At 63.2% G+C, this 21,639-nt stretch carries 24 protein-coding genes; 4 read left to right on the plus strand and 20 right to left on the minus strand.

Annotated elements, in window-relative coordinates:
- Nucleotides 1–52: 52 nt before the first annotated feature.
- The 3 genes from AC1RDJ_RS26985 to flgB are packed head-to-tail and all read right to left on the minus strand — an operon-like array spanning nucleotide 53 to nucleotide 1,620.
- The gene (locus tag AC1RDJ_RS26985; RefSeq protein ID WP_071322380.1) at nucleotides 53–748 is read right to left on the minus strand and encodes a flagellar hook assembly protein FlgD; all 696 of its coding nucleotides are present in this window, start codon (nucleotides 746–748) and stop codon (nucleotides 53–55) included.
- A gap of 15 nt (nucleotides 749–763) precedes the next feature.
- Nucleotides 764–1,165, minus strand: coding sequence for a flagellar basal body rod protein FlgC (flgC, locus tag AC1RDJ_RS26990; RefSeq protein WP_071322379.1), 402 nt, complete (start codon nucleotides 1,163–1,165; stop codon nucleotides 764–766).
- 2 nt (nucleotides 1,166–1,167) lie between these two features.
- Nucleotides 1,168–1,620, minus strand: a complete 453-nt coding sequence (flgB, locus tag AC1RDJ_RS26995; RefSeq protein WP_493029275.1) for a flagellar basal body rod protein FlgB — start codon at nucleotides 1,618–1,620, stop codon at nucleotides 1,168–1,170.
- A gap of 191 nt (nucleotides 1,621–1,811) precedes the next feature.
- Here flgB and flgA point away from each other — a divergent pair, with 191 nt between their 5' ends.
- From flgA to AC1RDJ_RS27010, 3 genes are all read left to right on the plus strand, one after another.
- Nucleotides 1,812–2,519 (plus strand): flagellar basal body P-ring formation chaperone FlgA, encoded by a 708-nt coding sequence (gene flgA, locus AC1RDJ_RS27000; protein WP_493029276.1) that lies wholly within the window; start codon nucleotides 1,812–1,814, stop codon nucleotides 2,517–2,519.
- 111 nt (nucleotides 2,520–2,630) lie between these two features.
- A complete protein-coding gene (gene flgM, locus AC1RDJ_RS27005) occupies nucleotides 2,631–2,939 on the plus strand; it encodes a flagellar biosynthesis anti-sigma factor FlgM (protein ID WP_034754089.1) in 309 nt (102 codons plus the stop codon).
- A gap of 9 nt (nucleotides 2,940–2,948) precedes the next feature.
- Nucleotides 2,949–3,416 carry a flagella synthesis protein FlgN gene (locus tag AC1RDJ_RS27010; protein WP_071322376.1) on the plus strand — a complete coding sequence of 156 codons (468 nt, stop codon included), beginning with the start codon at nucleotides 2,949–2,951 and terminating at the stop codon, nucleotides 3,414–3,416.
- Between the two features lie 52 nt (nucleotides 3,417–3,468).
- On the opposite strand, the gene AC1RDJ_RS27015 is transcribed toward AC1RDJ_RS27010, so the two are convergent.
- The 14 genes from AC1RDJ_RS27015 to AC1RDJ_RS27080 form a co-directional block, all read right to left on the minus strand.
- Nucleotides 3,469–4,329 carry a hypothetical protein gene (locus AC1RDJ_RS27015; RefSeq protein ID WP_493029277.1) on the minus strand — a complete coding sequence of 287 codons (861 nt, stop codon included), beginning with the start codon at nucleotides 4,327–4,329 and terminating at the stop codon, nucleotides 3,469–3,471.
- Between the two features lie 61 nt (nucleotides 4,330–4,390).
- The gene (locus AC1RDJ_RS27020; protein WP_493029278.1) at nucleotides 4,391–4,753 is read right to left on the minus strand and encodes a translation initiation factor Sui1; all 363 of its coding nucleotides are present in this window, start codon (nucleotides 4,751–4,753) and stop codon (nucleotides 4,391–4,393) included.
- 94 nt (nucleotides 4,754–4,847) lie between these two features.
- Nucleotides 4,848–6,458 carry a CehA/McbA family metallohydrolase domain-containing protein gene (locus AC1RDJ_RS27025; RefSeq protein WP_493029279.1) on the minus strand — a complete coding sequence of 537 codons (1,611 nt, stop codon included), beginning with the start codon at nucleotides 6,456–6,458 and terminating at the stop codon, nucleotides 4,848–4,850.
- 271 nt (nucleotides 6,459–6,729) lie between these two features.
- Nucleotides 6,730–7,500: a flagellar motor protein MotD gene (motD, locus tag AC1RDJ_RS27030; RefSeq protein ID WP_071326254.1), complete on the minus strand. Its 771-nt coding sequence runs from the start codon at nucleotides 7,498–7,500 to the stop codon at nucleotides 6,730–6,732.
- Nucleotides 7,501–7,505: 5 nt separating this feature from the next.
- Nucleotides 7,506–8,252, minus strand: coding sequence for a flagellar motor protein (locus AC1RDJ_RS27035; protein ID WP_071322372.1), 747 nt, complete (start codon nucleotides 8,250–8,252; stop codon nucleotides 7,506–7,508).
- Complete coding sequence (locus tag AC1RDJ_RS27040; protein ID WP_071322371.1) at nucleotides 8,234–8,965, minus strand: RNA polymerase sigma factor FliA; 732 nt, start codon at nucleotides 8,963–8,965, stop codon at nucleotides 8,234–8,236. The genes AC1RDJ_RS27035 and AC1RDJ_RS27040 overlap by 19 nt, the downstream gene beginning before the upstream one ends.
- 45 nt (nucleotides 8,966–9,010) lie before the next feature.
- On the minus strand, nucleotides 9,011–9,874 hold the full coding sequence (locus tag AC1RDJ_RS27045) for a MinD/ParA family ATP-binding protein (RefSeq protein ID WP_071322370.1): 864 nt from the start codon (nucleotides 9,872–9,874) through the stop codon (nucleotides 9,011–9,013).
- On the minus strand, nucleotides 9,867–11,180 hold the full coding sequence (gene flhF / locus AC1RDJ_RS27050) for a flagellar biosynthesis GTPase FlhF (RefSeq protein WP_071322369.1): 1,314 nt from the start codon (nucleotides 11,178–11,180) through the stop codon (nucleotides 9,867–9,869). Before flhF ends, AC1RDJ_RS27045 begins: the two co-directional genes overlap by 8 nt.
- A 260-nt stretch (nucleotides 11,181–11,440) precedes the next feature.
- A complete protein-coding gene (gene flhA, locus AC1RDJ_RS27055; RefSeq protein WP_071322368.1) occupies nucleotides 11,441–13,537 on the minus strand; it encodes a flagellar biosynthesis protein FlhA in 2,097 nt (698 codons plus the stop codon).
- The gene (flhB, locus tag AC1RDJ_RS27060; RefSeq protein WP_493029280.1) at nucleotides 13,534–14,727 is read right to left on the minus strand and encodes a flagellar biosynthesis protein FlhB; all 1,194 of its coding nucleotides are present in this window, start codon (nucleotides 14,725–14,727) and stop codon (nucleotides 13,534–13,536) included. The genes flhA and flhB overlap by 4 nt, the downstream gene beginning before the upstream one ends.
- Nucleotides 14,728–14,987: 260 nt before the next feature.
- Nucleotides 14,988–15,986: a fumarylacetoacetate hydrolase family protein gene (locus tag AC1RDJ_RS27065; RefSeq protein WP_493029281.1), complete on the minus strand. Its 999-nt coding sequence runs from the start codon at nucleotides 15,984–15,986 to the stop codon at nucleotides 14,988–14,990.
- 214 nt (nucleotides 15,987–16,200) lie between these two features.
- Entirely contained in the window at nucleotides 16,201–16,911 is a 711-nt protein-coding gene (locus AC1RDJ_RS27070; protein ID WP_071322365.1) for a pseudouridine synthase, read from the minus strand.
- A 265-nt stretch (nucleotides 16,912–17,176) separates the two neighbouring features.
- The gene (locus AC1RDJ_RS27075) at nucleotides 17,177–17,494 is read right to left on the minus strand and encodes a hypothetical protein (RefSeq protein WP_493029283.1); all 318 of its coding nucleotides are present in this window, start codon (nucleotides 17,492–17,494) and stop codon (nucleotides 17,177–17,179) included.
- A gap of 46 nt (nucleotides 17,495–17,540) precedes the next feature.
- On the minus strand, nucleotides 17,541–17,891 hold the full coding sequence (locus AC1RDJ_RS27080) for a hypothetical protein (RefSeq protein ID WP_493029284.1): 351 nt from the start codon (nucleotides 17,889–17,891) through the stop codon (nucleotides 17,541–17,543).
- A gap of 833 nt (nucleotides 17,892–18,724) precedes the next feature.
- Here AC1RDJ_RS27080 and AC1RDJ_RS27085 point away from each other — a divergent pair.
- The gene (locus tag AC1RDJ_RS27085; protein WP_493029285.1) at nucleotides 18,725–19,111 is read left to right on the plus strand and encodes a hypothetical protein; all 387 of its coding nucleotides are present in this window, start codon (nucleotides 18,725–18,727) and stop codon (nucleotides 19,109–19,111) included.
- Nucleotides 19,112–19,505: 394 nt separating this feature from the next.
- On the opposite strand, the gene AC1RDJ_RS27090 is transcribed toward AC1RDJ_RS27085, so the two are convergent.
- Genes AC1RDJ_RS27090 through AC1RDJ_RS27100 form a run of 3 tightly spaced genes read right to left on the minus strand, consistent with a single transcriptional unit; the run spans nucleotide 19,506 to nucleotide 21,581 of the window.
- Nucleotides 19,506–20,507 carry a S49 family peptidase gene (locus AC1RDJ_RS27090; RefSeq protein WP_071322362.1) on the minus strand — a complete coding sequence of 334 codons (1,002 nt, stop codon included), beginning with the start codon at nucleotides 20,505–20,507 and terminating at the stop codon, nucleotides 19,506–19,508.
- A 40-nt stretch (nucleotides 20,508–20,547) separates the two neighbouring features.
- Nucleotides 20,548–20,925 carry a Rieske (2Fe-2S) protein gene (locus AC1RDJ_RS27095; protein WP_071322361.1) on the minus strand — a complete coding sequence of 126 codons (378 nt, stop codon included), beginning with the start codon at nucleotides 20,923–20,925 and terminating at the stop codon, nucleotides 20,548–20,550.
- Complete coding sequence (locus AC1RDJ_RS27100; RefSeq protein ID WP_071326253.1) at nucleotides 20,922–21,581, minus strand: HAD-IIIA family hydrolase; 660 nt, start codon at nucleotides 21,579–21,581, stop codon at nucleotides 20,922–20,924. The genes AC1RDJ_RS27095 and AC1RDJ_RS27100 overlap by 4 nt, the downstream gene beginning before the upstream one ends.
- Between the last annotated feature and the right edge of the window lie 58 nt (nucleotides 21,582–21,639).

The following is a 21,639-nucleotide window of genomic DNA, read 5'->3' on the forward strand; positions in this document are numbered from 1 at the left end:
GTGTTCTCCTGGTAGAAATTAGGGGTAGAGGGTCACGCTAAGGGGAAGCGGCTTACAGAATCTGTTTCACGTCGGCCATGGTGATGCTGCCCACGCCCGGCACATTCAATTTCACGCCACCGGCGCCCGTCGACACGCTGGCGACCGAACCGAACATCAGCGCCGTCGCATCCTTGAGCTTGGTGCCGCCGCGCGAGGCCTCCACGGCGAAGGTATAGGCGCCGTCGGCCAGCACGATGTTCTTGCCGTCCTTGTCGAGATCGGCGGTAGAGCCGTTCCAGCCCAGCGGCAAGGTGCCCGCCGCCTGCGCGCCCAGGTCGATCGAGTGGACTTCCTTGCCATCCTTGTAGATGATGACCTTGACCTTGTCGGCCGGCGTGGCCAGGTCCACGCCCAGCAGGGCGGCACTCTTGCTCAGGTTGATATCCTTGCCTGCCGTCAACACACCGTGGCCGATGATGTTGGCCGCCTGCATGGATTCGGCTTGCTGGTAGCTGGCTTTCAGGGTTTCCAGGGTCGTGTTGAGCTTGTTGACGCCCGTCACCGTGGACAGCTGCGCCAGCTGGCTGGTCAGTTGCGCATTGTCGAGCGGGTTCATCGGGTCCTGATTCTTCAGCTGGGTGACCAGCAGGGTCAGGAACTTGTTCGTTTCCGCCTCGACACTGCCGGGATCGGCCGTGGTCTTCTTCGGATTCATCGTCGCCATCAGGTCGGTGGTGACGGTGTTGCTGGTATCGATGGTTGCCATAATGGTCAGTCAGCCTTATTGGCCGATGGTGAGGGTTTTCAGGAGCAGCGACTTGGCCGCGTTCATGGTTTCCACGTTGGTCTGGTACGAGCGCGACGCCGACAGCATGTTGACCATCTCGTCGACCGTATTCACGTTGGGCATGGTGACGTAGCCCTTCTCGTCGGCCAGCGGATTCTTCGGGTCGTAGACCAGCTTCATCGGCGACGGGTCTTCGATCACCTTCTGCACCTTGACGGCCGTGGCGCCATTGGCCATGGGCACGGCTTCGAACACCACCTGCTTGGCGCGGTAGGCTTCGCCACTGGCGCTGGTGGCGCTGTCGGCATTGGCCAGGTTGCTGGCCACCGTATTCAGGCGCTGCGCCTGGGCGCTCATGGCCGAACCGGAAACATTGAAGATATTAAATAGCGACATGATTATTGCCCTCCCTGGATGGCCGTCAGCATGCCCTTGATCTGCGAGTTGAGGAACGTCACGGCGGCCTCGTAGCGGATGGCGTTGTCGGCAAAGGCATTGCGCTCGAGGTCCATGTCGACCGTATTGCCATCGACGGCGCCCTGGGCCGGCGCGCGGTACAGCAGCGGCGTGCCGTCGGCCAGCGTCTCGACCTTGCCGCCCGCGCTGCCCCCCACGGCGGCGGCGACGCCCTTGCCCGGCATATGCTGCGGCGCCGTGCCCTTCAGGGCGGGCGGCACGCCATCCTTGCGCGCCATCGCCCCTTTCAGGGCGCTGGCGAAATCGACGTCGCGCGCCTTGTAGTTGGGCGTGTCGGCATTGGCGATATTCGAGGCGAGCAATTCCTGGCGCGTCGAGCGCAGGCTCAGCGCCGTCTCGTTGAAGCGCATGTAATCGTCGAGTTTCCCTATCATGTCAGGCTCCGGAAAGATCTGCCACTGGCGCCCGAGATGGCGGAAGGATGGCGGTATAGTGATGACAGGAAACATAGTACGGTGCCCACCGGCAAGACCATCGCCGGATCAGACCGCACTTTTACCCCCTAATCCGCGCTTCGAACGGGCCGCCGCGCCCTATCATGGCAATATTCCAGAGGCCTATCACCATGAAAACACCGCTTGCTTTCCTTCTCGCCCTTGCCGCCGCACTGGCCGCCGCCGCGCCGCTGGCGCAGGCGCAAAACGCTGGCCGCCAGATGCCGGAAGCACTGCGCGACAGCGTGGAACAATTCCTGCAGGTACAAAGCAATGGCTTGCCCGGCAAGGTGACGGTCACCGTCGGCGCCGTCGATCCGCGCCTGAACCTGGCCGCCTGCCCCGCGCCGCAAGCGTTCATGGCCCCCGGCGCGCGCGCCTGGGGCAAGACCACCGTCGGCGTGCGCTGCACGGCGCCGGCCAGCTGGACCATCTATCTACAGGCGAACGTGGCCGTCGTCGGCGACTACGTGGCCAGCGCCGTGCCGCTGGCGCAGGGACAGGCCATCGACGCCAGCCAGCTGGTGACGATGCAGGGCGACCTGGCGGCATTGCCGGCAGGCATCGCCACCGACATGGCCCAGGTGGTGGGCGCCAGCACGAATATCTCGCTGCCGCCGGGCACGCCGATGCGCCTCGACACCCTGCGCCGCAAGCCCGTGGTGATGCAGGGCCAGCTGGTGCGTGTCGTTTCCAGTGGCAATGGTTTCCAGGTGGCATCAGAAGGACGCGCCATCGGCAGCGCCGGCGACGGCCAGGTGGTGCAGGTACGCACCCAGGGCGGCCAGCAGATCAGCGGCGTGGCGCGCGCCGGCGGCCTGGTGGAGGTGGCTTTCTAGATACGGATGGACAGCGATATTGTGGTCTGGCGCACTAAAGTTTCGGAAGAAGGTGCCGATAATGACACATATCCCGGAGTTTTTTGACTTCGACCAGACGAGGATCACGCTGTGAAAATTACCGACAACACCATTAAAAGCAATCCCGGCCTGCCGGTAGCGCCCGCGAATACCTCGGGTGCCCGCAATGCCGAGAAAGCGCAAGCAACACCGACGACGTCGGACAATGTACGCCTGTCGCCGCAAGGACAGGCATTAGCGGCCAGTGCAACTGCCGGCAGCGGCGCCGTGTTCGACACGAAAAAAGTCGAACGCATCAAGCTGGCGATCGCCGACGGCCAGTTCCAGGTCAACTCTGAAAAAGTGGCGGACGGTCTCTTGGATACAGTCAAGGACTTGCTGCACTCACGAAATAGATAGGTTTCCCCCATGCAATCAGTGACTCCGTTTTCCAGCCTGCGCGACGAGCAAGAGCTCATGACCACATTGCTGGCATTGATGAAAGAAGAACAGCTGCATCTGGTTGCGGCTGACATCGATGCGGTTGCGGAGATCACCGTGCGCAAGACGGCACTGATAGGACAGTTGAGCCAGCTGGCGGCGCAACGCCACCAGGCCCTGGCGGCGGCCGGTTTCATGGCCGCCGAAGCCGGCATGGAAGACTGGCTGGTCGGCGCCGGCATCGCCGACGCGGCGCCCCTGTGGAAAGCCTTGCTCGAGACGACGCGCGAAGCGAAGGAACAGAACCGCCTGAACAGCCTGCTGGTCAACAAGCACATGCTGCACACGCAAGGCGCCCTGAACGCCCTGCGCCCCACGGCCCAAAGCGGCAATTTCTACGGCCCCAGCGGCCAACCGACGACGAATACGCCGAACCGGCGCGTCGTCATCGGCTAAGCCAAACACCCCGACACGGCACTACCGCGGCAAGGCGCGCGCCCCTGTCCGTTCAAGCGGGCGCGGGACGCCCCGCATGCTGGCGAAATTTCGCCGCGATGGCTTGCGCCTTCGCCGTGGCGGCGGCCTGCTGCGCCGGCGTCAGCTCATCCTGCAGCCAGTGCCAGTATTCATCCTGATACGGATTGGCGATGCCGGGCGCCAGCAGTTCCCCATACACCATGCGCAGGGCCAGCAGGTAGCCATACGCTTGCGGCGCGTCCTTGCGCACCACGTCGCCATCGCGCAGATACGCCATCATCAGGGTCGAAACGCTGCTCAGCTCGCCCTCGTCCGCCTGCGCCGTCAGCTGGGCGATGGCCTGGCGCTTCCATTCCTGCACGAGCGGGTCGTCGGGACGGTTGCGCAGCGCGCTGCGGTCGCCGAACGGGCCTTCCGACAGGAAAATCGTGCTGGCGCCCGGCACGCCCGCCTTCGCGGCGGTGGCCAGGTAGGCCAGGCGCTCGTCGCGCTGGCGCTGCGTCAAGCCCGCACATAGCTGCTGCTGGGCAACCTTCTCTTCCGCCGTCATCTCGCGCCCCAGTTCGAACTCCATGCCCGGCAAGCGCCCCTCCCGCAGGAAGACCATGCAGTCGTCGATCAGATTGAAGGCGGCATACGCATCTTCCGCCCTGCCGCTGGCGGCCAGCCGCTCGAGCCGCTGCGCCAGGGGGATGACCAGGGCTGCCTCGGCCGCGGGGACGGAGGCATCGACAGAAAAATACGAGGCCAGGCTGCGCCCCGGTGGCGCGCCGGCAGCAGCGGTGGCGGTGGCCGCTGCCGGCGCGCCGCCGTCGGACGCGGGCCAGTACGCCAGCGCCAGCGCGGCCGCGGTGGCGGCGATGGCGATGCTGGCAAGTGTGCGATTCATCATGAGGTGGCGGGCGGGGTCGGGAAGCGCACGTTACCACAGGCGCGCGGCACCGGCCCGCACCTCAGCCGCCGGCCTGCTTCGCCCGGTGGCCCAGCTTGAGCAGCGCGGCCAGGATGGCGTCCACGTGGTCGCCCTGCACTTCGATGACGCCATCCTTGACGGTGCCGCCCGAGCCGCACTGCGTGCGCAGCTGCTTGCCCAGCAGGGCCAGCGCGATGGCGTCCAGCGCCAGGCCTTTCACCACGGTGACGCTCTTGCCGCCGCGGCCCTTGGTCTGGCGCGACACGCGCACGGCGCCGTCGCCCGCCGGCGCCGCTTTCGCTGCGGCCTTGCATGCGCACTGCGCCAGCGGCTGGCGGCAGGCGGGGCACATGCGGCCCGTTTCGGTGGAATACACGAGGCCGCCCTGGGAACTGCTTTTCATGATCGAGAGATAAAAGTGGGGAAAGGCCCCGATTGTACCAAGCGGCAGCGGGCCCCCGCCCCATCCGGCGGCGCGCTGCCGGCCGGCGACGCCATCAACGCACGGTCACGAAGACCGGATTCGAATAGAACCACAGGCTGCGGTAATTGCGGTCGTTGATGTCATTGAAGCGCTGGGTGCTGTCCGTGGCCCCCGTGCGCTGGTCGGCCAGCGGTTCGCCAGCCTGCGTCAGGCCGGCAACATCGGTCCCCAGATTGGTGCCGCGCAGGCGGAAATACTGGTTCTTCGCCGCCGTGGCCTGGTAGCTCACGCTGTAGTAGCCGTCCGCCCCGAGTTTCCAGTCCGCGCTGGTGAAGCGCTTGAGCACGCGCGTGCTGGCATTGCTGGCAACGTCGTAGGCTGGCGTGCCCGCCACCGCCTTCGCGCCGACATCGCCGACGATCATGTCGACATGGTCGACGACGGGCTTGACGTTGGCGGCCACGCCGCTGTCGACCGGCTTCTCGTAGTTGTTCCTGGCCGGGCTCTTGAAGCGGATGGTAACCGTGACGGTGTCGCCGTTGCCGACCTTCAGCTCGCCGCCCATCTCCTTGCGGTCGTCCTTGCTGGCCAGGTTGAAGTCCAGTGCGTTGATCAAGTCGCCATAGGTGGAAAACATCTTGCCCGAGCGCAAACCGGCCAGCAAATCCTTCGCCTGCGGCGCCCCTTGCGCGCTGTTGAACACATAGTTCTTCGCATATTCGCCGGGGAAATAGCCGCTGCTGTTGCCGCCGACGATCTTGAAGTGCGTATCCGAGTCGGTCAGGTTCCAGATGCGGCGGCCCTCGCCCAGCAGCGCATCCCATGGCCCGCCCAGCTTGGCCACCACGTAGTCGACACCGCCATACACGCGCAGCAGCGCATTGTCGTCCGTGTAGGCGGCCGTATAGCCGCCGCGGTCCGGCTCCATCTGGTTGCCGACCATGCCTTCGATGGCGAACATGATGTTGGGGGCGGCATCGTTAAAAGCGCGCAAGTCGGCGATGCTGTAGCTGCCCTTGTTGCGCGACGGGTGGTTGATGACGGCGTAGCTGGTTTCCGGATAATTCTGCCTGAGCCAGTTGATCGCTTGCAGCGCGTCGGCAGCCGTCTTGTTGTAGCGCGCCTCGCCATATTTGCCTTTCCATGCGGCGACGTCGGCGGCGTCGAACATGCTGGCGTCGCGCGTGGTGAACAGGTATTCGAACTCCTTCATGCCCCGGGTGCTGGCACTGAGCTTGTCCTTGCCTTCGAACAGGCCGATGCCGATGTGATCGTGGGTCGGCATGTCCCACTCGAAGCCGGAAAAGACCAGCTTGTCGGCGTAGGCGCCGCCCGCCTGCAGCGCCTGGACGCGCGGGATTTCATGGCGTTCGGCAGCGATGGACATCGGAATGGGCGCCGGCAGCGGCGCGCCCAGCGCATCGCGCGTGGAAACGCGCAAATGGTTGGACAGCGCCATCCAGTCGAGTCCATACGTGGTAAAGGCCTTGGCCAGCACCTTGTCCAGCGTCTGGCTGACATCCGCATCGGCCGATTGCGTGGTGTGGGTGTGCAGGTCGCCGGCGATCCAGCGGCCGGCGGGCAGCGGTGGCACGCTGCTGTCCGGGCCGCCATCGCCGCCGCAGGCAGCGACGCTCAACAGGATGGCGATGGCCGAAGGAAGCAAGGTTCTGGAGTAAGACATGGGATTGACCTGGAAGCTGAAAAGAAGGGCGACAGCCTAGCAGTCCAGTATGACCAGCCCATGACACGCACTAGGGCGCGAAGCCGCGCCGGCAGGAAGGCCAGGCTTAGCACACCTAACATAGAACACCTAACAACACCTGCTGCGCGTCGCGATTTGCGCCCGCCGATGCTCACGGCCTCGGCGGCCCAGTGCAAGGCACAGCTCCGCTTCTCGGGCCAACAGGGGCGCCGAGCCTCGCTGCCGCTCGCGACGGTTTTGTCAGGCCTTGTCAGTTGGCCGGCGGCGCCGTCGGCACTTCCGTCACCGTCTCGGGGATGCCCGAGAGGATGGTCACGGCGACGCGGCGGTTGCGCGCGCGCCCTTCCGGCGTGGCGTTCGGCGCCACGGGGATGTTGTCGGCGTGGCCGACGGCCGTCAGGCGCGTGGCTTGCACGCCGCTGGCGATGAACAGGCGCACCACGGCGCTGGCGCGCGCGGCCGACAGTTCCCAGTTCGAGGCGAAGTTCGAATTGCTGATCGGCTGCACATCGGTATGCCCTTCCACCTGCACGTCGTGCGTGTCGTCCTTGAGCAGCACGGCCACGGCGCGCAGGGCCTGGTCCGATTCCGGCGTCAGGCGCGCCGCGCCCGGGTCGAACAGCACGCTGGCGTTGATTTCCACGCTGACGCCACGGCTCGTCTGCGTCACGCGCACCTTGCCTTCCTTCACCAGCGGCGCCAGGGTGGACGTCAGGTCCTGCGCCAGGCGCGTCATGTGCTCGCGCTCGCGGCGGATGGCTTCCGTGCGGCGCTTCAGGGCGGGATTCGGCAGCGGGATCGCCTGCGGCGCTTCCATGAGGATGGGCGGCGCGCCCTTGTCCAGGCTGAAGGCCTGGCCGATGGCGCTCTGGAAGACGCGGTACTTGCCTTCGTTGACTTGCGAAATCGCATACATGACGACGAAAAAGGCGAACAGCAGGGTGATGAAATCGGCGTACGAGATCAGCCAGCGGTCCTGGTTGTCCGGTTCCTCGTCATACTTCCTGCGCGCGCGCCGCATCATGGTCAGTGCTCGTGCAGGAGGCTGGCCACGCGCTCTTCGATGATGCGCGTATGGTCGCCCGTGGCGATGTCGTACAGCACGGCGGCCGTGATTTCATACTGCAGCACGCGGCGCGAAACGATGGCCTTGAGTTTATTTGCCACCGGCAGGAACAGCAGATTGGCCAAGCCCACGCCATAGATGGTGGAGACGAACGCCACGGCGATGCCGCCGCCCAGTTTGCTGGGGTCGGTGAGGTTTTCCATCACGTGGATCAGGCCCAGCACGGCGCCCAGGATGCCGATCGTGGGAGAATAGCCGGCGGCAGATTCCCACACCTTGACGGCCTGGCGCTCGGCCATCTCGTAGGCGGAGATTTCCACGTCGAGCAGCTGGCGCAGCTTGTCGGGCGCGATACCGTCGACGATCATGCGCAAGCCCTTGGCGTTGAAGCGGTCGGCCGTGTTTTCCATCAGGCGCTCGAGGGCCAGCGGGCCGTCGCGGCGCGCCGTCAGGCTCCATTGCCCGATGTCGCGCGCCAGCGCGGCGCGCGTGTCCGAAGGCGGCAGGAACACCCAGCGCAGCATTTCCAGGCCGCGCACGAAGGTGCGCAAGCGCGTTTGCAGCAGCACGGCGCCGAAGGTGCCGATGACAACGATGGCGAAGGCGGCCGGCTGCAGCAGGGAGGCCATCTTGCCGCCCTCCAGTGCCTGACCGACCAGGAGGCCCGCCAGCGCCAGCGCCAGCCCGATTACGCTGGACCAGTCCACGCCTGCTCCCTCAAGGTTGCGCGCAGGCGCGCGACGGCCTGGGTATGCAGCTGCGAGACGCGCGATTCCGATACGCCCATCACCGCGCCGATCTCCTTCAGGTTCAGCTCTTCTTCGTAGTACAGGCCCATGAGTATTTTCTCGCGTGGCGGCAGCGCGTCGATGGCATCGATCACGGATTGCCGGAAATCGGTATCGAGCAGGGACCGCAAGGGGTCGCTGTCCTCGTCCACGCAATGGCGGTCGAGGAAGCTGTCATTGCCGTCCGGGTCATGAAAATCTTCGTAGTACACCAGCTGGTGGCCGCCGCCGTCGCCCAGCATTTCCTGGTAGTCGGCCAGCGACATTTTCAGCAGTTTCGCCACTTCCGACTCCGTCGGCGGGTGGCCCAGGCGCTGCTGCAAAATGCTCATCGCCTCTTCGATCTTGCGCATGTTCTGGCGCATGCTGCGCGGCAGCCAGTCGCTGGTGCGCAGCTCGTCGAGCATGGCGCCGCGGATACGCAGCACGGCATACGTCTCGAACTGCGCGCCATGCGTTTCCTCATAGCGGCTGATGGCGTCCAGCAGGCCGATCATGCCGGCCTGGATCAGGTCATCGACCTCGACCGAAGGCGGCAATTTCGCCTTCATATGGTGCGCCAGACGCTTCACCAGCGGGATATGCTCCGTCAGCAAATAGTCCTTGTTCGATTTCCCTTTGACCGTGTACATAGGCTGCTTATTGTTTTATCGTCTTATCTGGTGCTACGGTTGGATTCAGGCGCTGAAATGGTGTGCGCTCCCCGTCTGGTACAAGGTGGTGCCCAGCACCGGCGCCGCCGAACGGACCAGGCGCTCGGCCAGTCCGCGAAACGCCACCGAAGCTCCCGCCAGCGGAAACGCGTCGACCACGCTGCGGCCCAGGCGCGCGGCGCGGTGCAGGTATTCATCGGCCGGCACCGAGCCCATCGACGTCAGTTTCACGGCCAGGTAGCGGCTCGCCGCCTGCGCCATATTATCGTATACCACTTTTGCCTCGGATTCGGAAGCGCCGGTGACAAGAATGCCGAACGGACGCCGTCCCAGCTCCTGGTTCAGTCGCTTGATCAGGCAATAGGCCGCCTTGATCGAATTGGCGCTGTTCGACACCTGCACCACGATGTCGGACGAGGCCATCAGCGGCACGGGGAAGCATGCGCCCTCCTCGGCCACCACGCCGTCGACCAGCACGATGCCGCTCTGGCGCGCCATCACTTCGAAGGTCTTGCCCAGGCGGCGCGTGTCTTCGTCGCCCGCATAGTCGCTGCTGTCCATCAGGTGGTTGCGCGCGCCCAGGTGGGCCACGCCGAAGCCCTGCGGCACCTGGTGGATCACCTGGTTCAGGCCGCACTGCTGGCGCGCCACGTCGAGCAGGCTGGCGCCGTGCGCCAGTCCCAGGCGCGAGGCGACGCCGTCGCTGCCGCCGCTGGCGTCGACCAGCAGCACTTCATTGCCGCCATACGCGAGCGAAGCGCCCAGGTTGACCAGCATGGCGCCCTTGTCGTCCTGCGGCGTGGCCGACAGGAACGTCATGACGCGCGGCTGCGGGCCGGCCAGCATGCGGCGCAGGCCTTCGGCCTGGTCGAAATCGAAATTAGCCAAGGTGCACCCCGCGCGCTTCATTGTTGCGGGCGGCGGCCTGCGCCATCAGCAGCGGCAGTTCGGCATCGGAAAACTGCGTCGCCGCCGTATCGCGCTTGAGCTTGAAGGCGCGGTCGATCAGGTAGGCGCGGTCGGCCAGGTGCAGGTCTTCCGGCACGCGCTGGCCGTTCGACACATAAAACAGGTTCAGCTTCTGGCGGATCACCACGTCGAGCACATTGCCGATGGACGCCGCCTCATCGAGCTTGGTCATGATGCAGCCGGCCAGGCCGCTGCCCTGGTAGGCGCGCACCACTTCATTGAGCGTTTCCTGCGTTGCCGTCGAATTCAGGCACAGCAGGCGCTTGACGTCGGCGCCGGCGCCCGACAGCATGGCCACCTGCTCCGTCACCATCTGGTCGCGCTGGCTCACGCCCACCGTGTCGATCAGCACCGTGTGCTTGTTCTTCAATTCCTTCAGGGCGATGCGCAAGTCCGCCTCGTCCTTCACCGAGTGCACCATCACGCCGAGGATCTTGCCGTAGATGCGCAGCTGTTCGTGCGCGCCGATACGGTAGGCGTCCGTGGTGATCAGGGCCAGCTTTTCCGGGCCGTGGCGCATCACGCAGCGCGCCGCCAGCTTGGCCGTGCTGGTGGTCTTGCCGACGCCGGTCGGGCCCACCAGCGCGAATACGCCGCCCTGCTCGAGCATGGCGTCTTCATTGGCGACAGTATTCAGGTTACGGCTGAGCACGGTCTTGATCCAGCGCATGCTTTGCGCGCCGTCCAGGCCGGCGGGCAGCTTGTCGATCAGGTAGCGCGCCAGGCTGGCCGAGAAGCCGGCCGCCAGCATTTCGCGCAGCACGACGGCTTTTTGCGGCTCGCGCTGCTGCGTCGAACCCCACGAGATTTCCGCCAGCTGGGTTTCCATCATGCCGCGCATGGCGCGGATTTCATTCATCATGCCGCTCATCTCGGCGGCGGCGTTCTCTTTGACGTGCGCCAGCGCGCTGGCCATCATCTGCTGCATGCGGGCCATGTCCACTGGCTCGGACGATGCCTGGCGCGGCGCGGCCGGGCGCTGGGCCGGGGCGGCCGCGCGCTGCGGCGTGGCGAACTGGGTCTGCAACTGGGGACGCGGCTGGGCCATTTCCGAGGCGGCCGGCGGCGATGCCAGCGAGGCGGCATCGTCATTGGCCAGCGCGAGGATTTCCACCACGCCATCGGCCTGGCGGTTCGACAGGATCACGGCATCGGGGCCGAGCGCTTCGCGCACCTTGCGCAGCGCATCGCGCGACGAGGCGCCCGTAAATTTCTTCACATTCATGGCCGGCCTCCCGAGGCGGGGGTGGCGCAGTACTGGCTGAACGGTGTGACCATCATCGACTCCTGTTGCTTGAGTGCTGTCTTCCACATGGACACAGATCACTCGGACAGTTTCCATTATTAGCGATGCACTGGGGAAATGATCGAAGGAACAGGACGGGAAAGTACCCGTTATTCAGTTTGCCGTGAGGAAATTGAGGTGCGGCAAGTAAAAAACGGGGCCGTTCGCGCCGGAACGGCCCCGCCTTGCTTATCAGGCAACTACTGCGCACCCACCAGGCTGGTGACGCGGATGGTCTTGGTTTCCGGCACTTCCGCATGCGACAGCACCTTCAGCTGCGGCAGGGCGCGGCGCAGGAAGCGCGACAGCAGCGCGCGCAGCGGCGCCGGCACCAGCAGCACGGGCGTCAGGCCCAGCGCTTCCTGCTGCTGCGCGGCCAGGCCCGCCTGGTGGGCGATGGTGTCGGCCAGGCCAGGCTCGATGCCCGCGCCATCGCCGCCATTGCCCATCGCCTGCATCAGCAGGCGCTCGAGGCGGCTGTCGAGCGTCATTACGGACAGTTCGGCCGCGCCGGGGAACAGTTGCTGCACGATGGCGCGGCCCAGGGCCACGCGCACCAGCGCCGTCAGGTCGTTCGGATCCTGCGTGTGCACCGTGTGCTCGGCCAGGGTTTCGATGATGGTGCGCATGTCGCGGATGTGCACGCCTTCCATCAGCAGGTTCTGCAGCACTTTTTGCAGCGTCGACAGCGACAGCATCTTCGGCACCAGGTCCTCCACCAGGCGCGGCGCATCCTTGCCCAGGTGGTCGAGCAGCGCCTGCACTTCCGCGCGGCCCAGCAATTCGGAAGCGTGCGAGGTGATCAGGTGGTTCAGGTGCGTGGCCACCACGGTGCCCGCATCGACCACCGTGTAGCCCATCGACTGCGCCTGGTCGCGCAGGCTGGCCTCGATCCACGTGGCCGGCAAGCCGAAGGCCGGGTCCGTCGTGGACAGGCCGGGCAAGGTGCCGCTGGCCATGCCGGGGTTGATCGCCAGGAACTGGCCATTGAATGCTTCGCCAACCCCCACTTCCACGCCCTTGAGCGTGATGCGGTAGGCCGACGGTTTCAATTCCAGATTGTCGCGGATATGCACGGGCGGTGCCAAAAAGCCCACTTCCTGGGCGAATTTCTTGCGGATGCCTTTGATGCGCTTGAGCAATTCGCCGCCCTGCGTCTTGTCGACCAGCGGAATCAGGCGGTAGCCCACTTCCAGGCCCAGGGTATCGACGGGCATGATGTCTTGCCAGCTGGCCTCTTCCTGCTCGGGCGCCACCGTGGCTTGCTGCACCTCGGCCGGCTTTTCGGCCGCCTCTTTCGCCTGCGTGCGCTTCTTGCTGATCAGATACGCGGAACCGGCCAGCAGGGACGCCAGCAGGATGAAGACCATGTTCGGCATGCCGGGAATCAAGCCCATGCCGCCGATGATGCCGGCCGTGATGTACAGCACTTGCGGTTTCGCAAACAATTGCCCCACCAGCTGGGTACCGATGTCCTGCTCGCTGGCCACGCGCGAGACGACGATACCGGCCGCCGTGGAAATGATCAGCGAAGGAATCTGCGCCACCAGGCCGTCACCGATGGCCAGCAGGGTGTAGTTCTTGAGCGCATCGGCAAAGCCCATGTCGTGCTGCAGCAAGCCCACCAGCAAGCCGCCGACGATATTGATGACGGTGACCATGATGCCGGCGATGGCGTCGCCGCGCACGTATTTGCTGGCACCGTCCATGGCGCCATAGAATTCCGCTTCCTGCGCCACTTCCGTGCGGCGGCGGCGCGCCTCGTCTTCGCCGATCAGGCCGGCATTCAGGTCGGCGTCGATGGCCATCTGTTTACCCGGCATGGCGTCCAGCGCGAAGCGGGCGCCCACCTCGGCGATACGGCCCGCACCCTTGGTGACGACGGTAAAGTTGATGATGGTCAAAATGATGAAGACCACGATACCGACCGTGTAGTTACCGCCAATCAAGAAGTGACCGAACGCTTCGATCACCTTGCCGGCCGCGTCGGCGCCCGTATGGCCTTCCGTCAGCACCACGCGCGTGGACGCCACGTTCAGCGACAGGCGCAGCATGGTCGACACGAGCAGGATGGTCGGGAAGGCCATGAAGTCGAGCGGCTTGACCGTGTACAGCGCCGTCAGCAGCACGATGATGGACAGCGCGATATTGAAACTGAAGAAGATGTCGAGGATGAAGGCGGGCAGCGGCAGCACCATCATCGCCAGCAGCATGATGATGATGATCGGCGCGGCGAGGCCCTTGCTGGCGTTGCCTTTCAATCCGCTCAACCAGGCTGGCATGGTCAAACCGTTCATGGTGCACTTCCTTTATTCTTGTCTGCCGCGTCTGCTGCGGGCGGTATCTGCGATGCGGGGTTCTGCGGGTCGAGCTCGGGCGGCACATCCAGTTTCTTCGGCTTGTCGGGACGCTCGCCCTGGCCCTTGCCGTAGCTGCGCAGCTGGAACACATACGCCAGCACCTCGGCCACGGCGCCGTACAGCGCTTCGGGTATCTCGTCGCCGATCTCCGTGTGCTTGTACAGCGCGCGCGCCAGGGCCGGCGCTTCCAGGATGGCGACCTTGTGCTCGCCGGCCAGTTCGCGGATCTTCGCCGCCACCTCGTCGATGCCCTTGGCCACCACCTGCGGCGCGCCGCGCGAATTCTCGCCGTATTTCAGCGCCACCGCATAGTGCGTCGGGTTGGTCACCACCACGTCGGCCGTCGGCACGTCGGCCATCATGCGGCGGCGCGACATTTCATGCTGCATCTGGCGGATTTTCGCCTTGATCTGCGGATTGCCGTCCGATTCCTTCGACTCTTGCTTGACTTCCTGCAAGGTCATCTTCATCTTGTTGGCGTAGTGCCACATCTGGTAGGGGCCGTCGATGGCGGCGATCAGGCCCAGCGCGCCGACGATCAGCAAAAAGGCCGTGATCAGCAAGCTGATCAGGTGCGCCGAGCCGGCGCGCAGCGATTCGACCGACAGGCCCAGCACGGCATCCTTTTGATGCTGCATCACCAGCCAGGCGACGACGCCGACAACGATGGTCTTGGCGACGGCCTTCAGCAATTCCACCAGGGCATTCTTCGACACCATATTGCCCAGGCCGCGAATCGGGTTGAGCTTGCCAAAATTCGGCGTAAACGCCTTGGAACTGAACAGCCAGCCACCGACCAGCACGGGCGAGGCCAGCGCCACGAGCATGATGGCCGCGGCGTATGGCAAACAGGTCAGCAGTACCGAGCCCACGTCATAGCCGATGCGCAACATCATCGCATCGGGATTGAGTATCTGTTCACGGTCGAGTGTCAGCCCGGACACCATGACGGCCGTCAGCCGGCGCACGATGGCGTCGCCGGCAAACCACAGGCAGCAGCCGGACGCCATCAGCACCGTAAACGTGGCCACTTCACGCGATCGCGGAACGTCGCCTTCCTCACGCGCCTGCTCGAGGCGCTTCGGTGACGCGGCTTCGGTCTTTTCTGCGTCGCTGTCTTCCGACATCAATCAACTCCGGTGAAGTCCTGCGGCCTGGCTAGGCGCAATACGGACTGGGCATGTCGCATTATCGGTTCCAGCGGGCCCACGCCATCGGCGGAACAGGGGGGCATTTCCCCGGCATTTCCTTTGCCTAGATGAAACAAGGCGCCGCAGGCGCCACGTCAAAGGAGACCGAAAAATGGCCAGGACAAGGCGCAGCCCCGAAGACAGTACGAATGTACGGCGAGGGACTGCAACGCCGTCATGGCCATTTTCTCGGGGGCCTAACGATTTTTTCTCGCCTCGGCTTGCTTTACGGTTTGCTCAATCGCGCCAAACAGCGACTTGCCGTCATCGCCCAGCATTTCCAGTCGAACGACATCGCCAAACAGCAGGAACGGCGTGCTGGCGACGCCATCGGCGATCATCTCCTGGTTACGTCGCTCAACGATACTGGAAAAACCCTTCTTGATTTCCTTGTTGGCGACGCCGCCCGCACTCACCACGCCGCCGGCGCGCACGTTGCGCGTCTGGCACAGATGGGCCAGCAGCTGCGGATAATTGAAAGCCATGTCGGCGCCCGCATGGGGCTGGCCCGACAACTTGCCATTCAGGCTGCAGCGCAGGGCGTAATGCACCTTGCCGCCGCGCCAGGCGTCGCCCAGCTCGTCGGGCGTGATGGCCACGGGAGAACATGCCATGGCCGGCTTCGCCTGCAGGAAGCCGTAGCCGCCGGCCTGCTCGTCGGGCGCCACGTTGCGCAGGGTGATGTCGTTGACCAGCATCAGCAGCTTGATGTTCAGGTGCGCCTGGTCCGGCGTGGAGCCCATGGCGACATCGTCCGTAATGGCGGCGATGCCCGCTTCGTAATCGATGCCCCACTGCTCGTGCGCCAGGGTAATGTCTTCGTGGGCGCCGAGGAAAGCGTCGCTGGCGCCCTGGTACATCCTTGGAGCGTCGCGCAGATTGGCGGGCGCTTCCGCCCCGGCGGCCTTGCAAGCCCGTTCGGTCTGCTGCAGGTAAGCGGCGCCCGCCACGCGCAGGCTGCTGCGCGGCAAGGGCGCCATGCAATTGGCGGGATCGAAGTCGAAGGCACGATGGCCGCGTCCGCTATTGATGGTCTGGTACAGCAAGTCCAGCTGGGGTGCGATGAAGCTCCAGTCGTCGAGCGCCTTTTGCAGGGTCGAGGCGATGCCGTCGGCCAGATGCGCCGTTTTCAGGTCGCGCGAGACGACAGCCAGCTGGCCATCGCGCGTGCCATCGTTCAGGGTAGCTAATTTCATGTGCGGGAAACTTCGTCAAATGCAGGCAATAGTGGGCTAAAGACGCCAAAAAGCCGGGAAATCACGGCATCTGGCGATTAAGGAGAGAGGTGGAGCTTCAGGCAGAACCATCGCGAGCGGCAGTGATTTGCGGCCGAGAAGCGCAGCCGTGCCAGTGCACGGCGAGCATCGCCGGCCGCAAAGCGCGACGCGCAGCAGCTTAGGCCAGCTGTTTTCAGGCCAGCAGCGCCAGTTGTTCCGGCGTCAGATAGCACCACTCGCCTTCGGCGATGCCCAGCGATTCCAGGGTCAGGCTGCCGATGGCGGAACGGTGCAGCGCGCTGCAATGGTTGCCGGCGGCGGCCAGCATGCGCTTGACCTGGTGGTATTTGCCTTGCTCGAGCACAATTTCCAACTGGTGCTCGCCACGCTTGACGCAGACCAGGGCCGCCAGCGGCGCCGGTTCGTCATGCAATTGCACGCCAGCCAGCAGCAGGGCCACCAGCTCATCCGTGACGGGCTCTTGCGTGGTGGCCTGGTAAATCTTCGGAACGTGACGCTTCGGCGACGATTGCGCATGGATAAATGGGCCATCGTCGGACATCAGCAGCATGCCGGTCGTATCGTGGTCGAGCCGCCCGACGGGCTGCACTTCACGCCAGGTGAACTGTTCCGGCAACAGGGTCAGTACGCCGGGATGGTGACTGGGCTTGCGCGAGCACTCGAAATTGGCCGGCTTGTACAGCGCCAGGTACAGGTGCTGGCGGTAGACCCACTCTTCCTCGAAGACGTGCAGCACCAGTCCATCGGTCTCGACGGTGGTGCGGTAATTGGTCTGGGTGATGCCATCGATGACGACATCGCCATCGTCGATAAGGGAACGGCAATATTTACGCGTGCCAAAACCCTGCGATTGCAGGATGCGGTCTAGGGATAATTTACTCATGGGCGTGACTTTACCAGAAGCGGCTGGCAGCGTGAAGATTCGCCAGGGGGGACGGCAGAAGCAAGCTCAAGGCAGGTGGCGTGCGGCGCCCCTTCCGCAGCGGCTGCCGCCGGCGATGCTGTCGGCGCCACCTGGCGCGCATCGCCGTCCACGTTTCGTGCATCACCTGGCGATCGTCGGATGCTCAGCAGCGGGCATGACGGCAACATGCCGCGGCGACAATTCCCCGCTACTCGCATCCAGTACGCAGCGAATAAAGGGACAATCAGCTGGCTATCACATAAATAAATTGCCCCTTGCACGTCTTATCGCCGTCGTTTATCACGACACCAACTTTTACGCCAGAGACCAAAGAAGTCAGCAAGGTCGCATAGATCGCTTTATTATTTGCCTGATCGGCCTTGGACCATTCGATGCGGGCACCGGCAGGACAGGATGCGCTGCCGCCATCAAGCTGGAAAAATATAGTCCCGGGAAGATAAGTCGCTTCCATATTCATCACCTTGCCAGTCGCGGTCTCTAAGGCGCAGGCATTGGATATCGAAAAAGACAAAAAACACAAAGCCGCAAAAAATTTTCTCACAATGCATCCTGAAATAGGGCAAACCCGGAATTTACAATCCAAACAACTATTCCATCTCCACAACAACTGCGTGGCATTCGGAATTCGGCCCATTCGTCAAGGTGTAATTCACACGGCTTAATTTTCTTCCTGCCAATTTCGCCGCCAGCACTTGCGCATACATGGATTTCTTATCTGAGGGAATATAAATCAGCAGATAGGCACACTGCGCCGCCAGCGGCTCCTGAATGCGGAAATACGGAGTTGGCCCATGCACACCGACAGTAGTGATCGTCACATTCGCCGCATCGAACGACACCCCTTGTGCATGCGAGGAAGCCGACATCAAGGACAGCGACAGCAAAGCCATGCTTTTATAAAAATTGGAACTTTTAACGAAATTGGAAAATTGAAACATTCAATGCACCTTCCCTATAGACAAAAAATCATCCGGCCAAGAGCGGCACGGCACCAAACAAAAAACTAACAGTTGAACAGGATGGATCAATAAGCAGTGCATCGCGGAGTACTTTTCCCATCAACGGACATGGGCTCATTTTATCCAGTGACAGCCAGGAGAAAAGGCTCTCTTGTGTATCCCCAGCCTTCAAGATGGCAATCTGCACTGCCGTAACACAACAACTCGGCAACGTGCGTCAACCGCCCTTTATTTCGAAATTGCCTGCACGATGTCCCGGCATATCCTGTTCGGCCACCACCACGCTTTCAAACCGTATGAAAGTGGCAGCAACAATGAAAGCGGACGCGGGATTTGATATCGCTGAAATGATTCAGAACCAGAAAATAGATTTTCATTACGCATACGATCAACAAAATCGGCATGCTAATTAAATCGGCAACATTTTCACACCTGCAAACCAGGATGTCAAACAAATAAAAATTTCCATCGCTGGCAAATAATGCATCTGCGTTTCCTCATTCGGCATGCAACGGTCAGACAGTGCATCGCTGACTCGCACAAGGAGGGCAGCAAGGAAAAAAACCCAACGCCCGCAAGCGGCACGGTGCCAGCTACCCTGCCGTTTAATACTGTTTTAAATACAATAATTACCAGGCACGTCATTCGATCGCCGCACAAAAAATGCATGACAATGTGTCTGATGAACGATTCCTTTGAGATAGATCAAGCGCTCGGAATATTGCATTGATAGACTGAAACTTCGTTAGGAATCCGCCTAACGTGCTTTAGGAATTTCGGCAGTAGCCACGAACGACCGGGAAGGACATCGTATGAAGCACACCGACACCATTGCCTTGCAAGGCAGCATAGACGACATGCGCCGCCGTATCGCCACCGAACAGGATGCGATGCATAAAGTTAACCTGGCCGTGGCGCGCTGGCGCGGCGCCCGCCCCTCGCGGGAAGAGGCCTTCGTGGCCGGCGACGACGCGCCGATGGCGACCAGCCAGATGCGCTGGCACGCGGAGGCGCAATGCCATTTCATGTGCTGGCTGGAACAGGGCGGCTTTGCCCAGGCCGACATGCTGAGCGAGAACCAGGACGCGGCGCCCGCGCCAGCCTCCGCCCCATCGCCGATCACAAAGGAAACCATCGCGCAGGCTAAGCAGTCCCTTGCCCCGACCTTGCCTGCGCACTGTAACGACTGCGCCGCCTGAAGGCGGCCATGCCCGGCCACCCATGCCCTGCCCTTGCATGCATGCCACTCCACCCCGCGCGCCATGCGGCGTTGCGGTCGTCAGCAGCCGTACCCTCATCGATAGCGCCAGCGATGGCGGCACACAAAAGGAAACGGCGGCATTGCGCCGCCGTTCCCAAGCCCCAACGGGACTTTAGTGAGGAATGTAAATTCACTCAAAACCACATCTGCGATGCGGCGAGTAGTTCCAGGACCTGCCAATCAAAGTACTGACAACATAGTTGGATATATCGCCCCTCCTTGAAAAGAACTACCGCTTCACTATAGCCCAAGCAGGTCGATTTTCAAGGCAAATCAGCATCTTATTGCAAATCATTCTCAACTGGATTGCCAAGCTGATACGAGAGATATCCTCAACGCAACGCCGGCTGCGCCTGCTGCACGGCCGCCTTCATGGCCCCCGCGCCCATGGCTGCGCCAAATTTTTTCAGTACCCGTTCCGGCAAACCTTCGTGCTGCGTGTAGTCGACGATGTCTTCCGCCTTGACCACGTCGCGCGCCACGCTGTCGACCGTGCCGAAGTCATCGGCCAGGCCCATCTCGACGGCTTTCGCGCCCGTCCAGTACAGGCCGGAGAAGGTGTCCGGCGTTTCCTTCAGGCGCTTGCCGCGGCCCGTGCGCACCACTTCGATGAACTGCTGGTGGATTTCATCGAGCATGCCCTGTGCATACGCCTTGTGTTTTTCCGTCAGCGGGCTGAACGGATCCATGAAACCCTTGTTCTCGCCAGCCGTCAGCAGGCGGCGCTCGACACCGACCTTTTCCATCACGCCCGTGAAGCCGAAGCCATCCATCAAGACGCCGATGGAACCGACGACGCTGGCCTTGTTGACGTAGATGCGGTCGGCGGCGGCGGCGATGTAATAGCCGCCCGAGGCGCACATTTCATCGACCACCACATACAGCGGCTTGTCCGGATAGCCCTTGCGCAAGCGCTGCATCTCGTCGACGATCATGCCGGCCTGCACGGGACTGCCGCCCGGACTGTTTATATGCAGCACCACGGCGACGGAACCGCTGTCGGAAAAGGCCTTGTCCAGCGCGGGGATGACGACGGCGGCCGAGCCGCTGCCTTCGGACTCGATGGCGCCGCTGATGTCGATCAGGGCCGTGTGGCGGCCCAGGGTTTCGCTGTCGTCCGCGCTGTTGTAGTCATAAAACACCCACAGGGCGAACAGCACGATCAGCAGGCTGAAGACCTTGAAGAAGACGCTCCAGCGGCGGTGCGCGCGCTGCTCCTGCAAGGTCGCAAACACCAGCTTTTCCAGCACGTCGCGCTCCCAGTGCCCTGCAGGGGCGCCGTTGCCGGCGGCTGGCGCGCTGCTGTCCAGCTTGTCATTCGTGTTATCGCTCATAGTTCACTTTGCTTAAATTGCAGGAAGGCGGCGCCCGGCATCAGGCCGGCACAGGCCGCACATAATCGTCAGGCTGCCAGTACAGCTGGCCATCGCGCTCGGCCACGGGAATCGGACGCAGGCGGCCGCCCTTGCAGGGGCCGCCCGCGCAATAGCCGCTGTCGGGCACATAGATGGCGCCATGCGTAGAACACATCAGATACAGGCCGCTGGATTCGAAAAACTCGCCTTCGGCCCAGTCCAGCTCGATCGGCACGTGGGCACAGCGGTTCAGGTAGCCGTACGGCTTGCCGTCATAACGCACGACAAAGCCGGTGGTGGTTTCGCCGCCGGCCAGGACGGGAAAGCGCACGCCCTTGCCCCCCTCGGCCACCGCGTCGGCGGCGCAGATGAACACGTCGACAAGGTCACTCATCATGCGTGCTCGCTCAGCCATTGATGCAGCTCGGTCACCGTGGCCGCCGAATACAGGGGCTTGCATGCCTGCAACTGCTCGACAGGATGCGCACCATACTCTACGGCAATACCGGCCGCGCCCGCATTGCTTGCCATCAATAAATCATGGCTGGTGTCGCCGATCATCACGGTACGGCGCATATCCTGCCCCAATTCGCGCGTCAGTTCCTGCAACATGGCCGGATGGGGCTTGGAAAAGGTTTCGTCGGCGCAACGCGTCGCGTCGAACAGCGACAGCAGCTTGACGGCGTTCAGCGAACGGTTCAGGCCGACGCGGCTCTTGCCCGTGGCGACGGCGAGGAAATACGCCTGCTGCGACAAGTCCTGCAGCATGTCCTGTACGCCAGGAAACAGGGCCAGCTCGTGGTCGCGCGACAGATAGTGATAGCGATAACGCTCCGCCATGCGCGCATGGTATTTCGGCTCGACATCGGGCATCACCAGCTGCATGGCTTCCTGCAAGCCCAGGCCGATCACGTGCGAAGCCAGCAACTCGGTGGGAACAGGCAAGCCCAGGTCTTTGGCCGACGCCTGGATGCACTTGACGATGGTGGAGGTACTGTCTATCAGCGTACCGTCCCAATCGAAGACGATCAGATCAAATTGCTTTCTTGCCATGTTTCCCGACGACATAGCCGCCGGCTCCTTGAGAATGAATAATGGCCTGACTATCTTG

Source organism: Janthinobacterium sp. GW822-FHT07H10, from assembly GCF_058798675.1.

Coding starts and splice junctions, on each gene's coding strand:
- AC1RDJ_RS27040 (WP_071322371.1), bottom strand. CDS start 8,965: ATGTACACGGTCAAAGGGAAATCGAACAAGGACTATTTGCTGACGGAG.
- AC1RDJ_RS27085 (WP_493029285.1), top strand. CDS start 18,725: ATGAAGCACACCGACACCATTGCCTTGCAAGGCAGCATAGACGACATG.
- AC1RDJ_RS27090 (WP_071322362.1), bottom strand. CDS start 20,507: ATGAGCGATAACACGAATGACAAGCTGGACAGCAGCGCGCCAGCCGCC.
- motD (WP_071326254.1), bottom strand. CDS start 7,500: ATGCGGCGCGCGCGCAGGAAGTATGACGAGGAACCGGACAACCAGGAC.
- AC1RDJ_RS26985 (WP_071322380.1), bottom strand. CDS start 748: ATGGCAACCATCGATACCAGCAACACCGTCACCACCGACCTGATGGCG.
- AC1RDJ_RS27100 (WP_071326253.1), bottom strand. CDS start 21,581: ATGGCAAGAAAGCAATTTGATCTGATCGTCTTCGATTGGGACGGTACG.
- AC1RDJ_RS27080 (WP_493029284.1), bottom strand. CDS start 17,891: ATGTTTCAATTTTCCAATTTCGTTAAAAGTTCCAATTTTTATAAAAGC.
- flgA (WP_493029276.1), top strand. CDS start 1,812: ATGAAAACACCGCTTGCTTTCCTTCTCGCCCTTGCCGCCGCACTGGCC.
- flgC (WP_071322379.1), bottom strand. CDS start 1,165: ATGTCGCTATTTAATATCTTCAATGTTTCCGGTTCGGCCATGAGCGCC.
- AC1RDJ_RS27015 (WP_493029277.1), bottom strand. CDS start 4,329: ATGATGAATCGCACACTTGCCAGCATCGCCATCGCCGCCACCGCGGCC.
- AC1RDJ_RS27095 (WP_071322361.1), bottom strand. CDS start 20,925: ATGATGAGTGACCTTGTCGACGTGTTCATCTGCGCCGCCGACGCGGTG.
- flhA (WP_071322368.1), bottom strand. CDS start 13,537: ATGAACGGTTTGACCATGCCAGCCTGGTTGAGCGGATTGAAAGGCAAC.
- AC1RDJ_RS27070 (WP_071322365.1), bottom strand. CDS start 16,911: ATGAGTAAATTATCCCTAGACCGCATCCTGCAATCGCAGGGTTTTGGC.
- AC1RDJ_RS27065 (WP_493029281.1), bottom strand. CDS start 15,986: ATGAAATTAGCTACCCTGAACGATGGCACGCGCGATGGCCAGCTGGCT.
- flhB (WP_493029280.1), bottom strand. CDS start 14,727: ATGTCGGAAGACAGCGACGCAGAAAAGACCGAAGCCGCGTCACCGAAG.
- AC1RDJ_RS27010 (WP_071322376.1), top strand. CDS start 2,949: ATGCAATCAGTGACTCCGTTTTCCAGCCTGCGCGACGAGCAAGAGCTC.
- AC1RDJ_RS27020 (WP_493029278.1), bottom strand. CDS start 4,753: ATGAAAAGCAGTTCCCAGGGCGGCCTCGTGTATTCCACCGAAACGGGC.
- flgB (WP_493029275.1), bottom strand. CDS start 1,620: ATGATAGGGAAACTCGACGATTACATGCGCTTCAACGAGACGGCGCTG.
- flhF (WP_071322369.1), bottom strand. CDS start 11,180: ATGAATGTGAAGAAATTTACGGGCGCCTCGTCGCGCGATGCGCTGCGC.
- AC1RDJ_RS27025 (WP_493029279.1), bottom strand. CDS start 6,458: ATGTCTTACTCCAGAACCTTGCTTCCTTCGGCCATCGCCATCCTGTTG.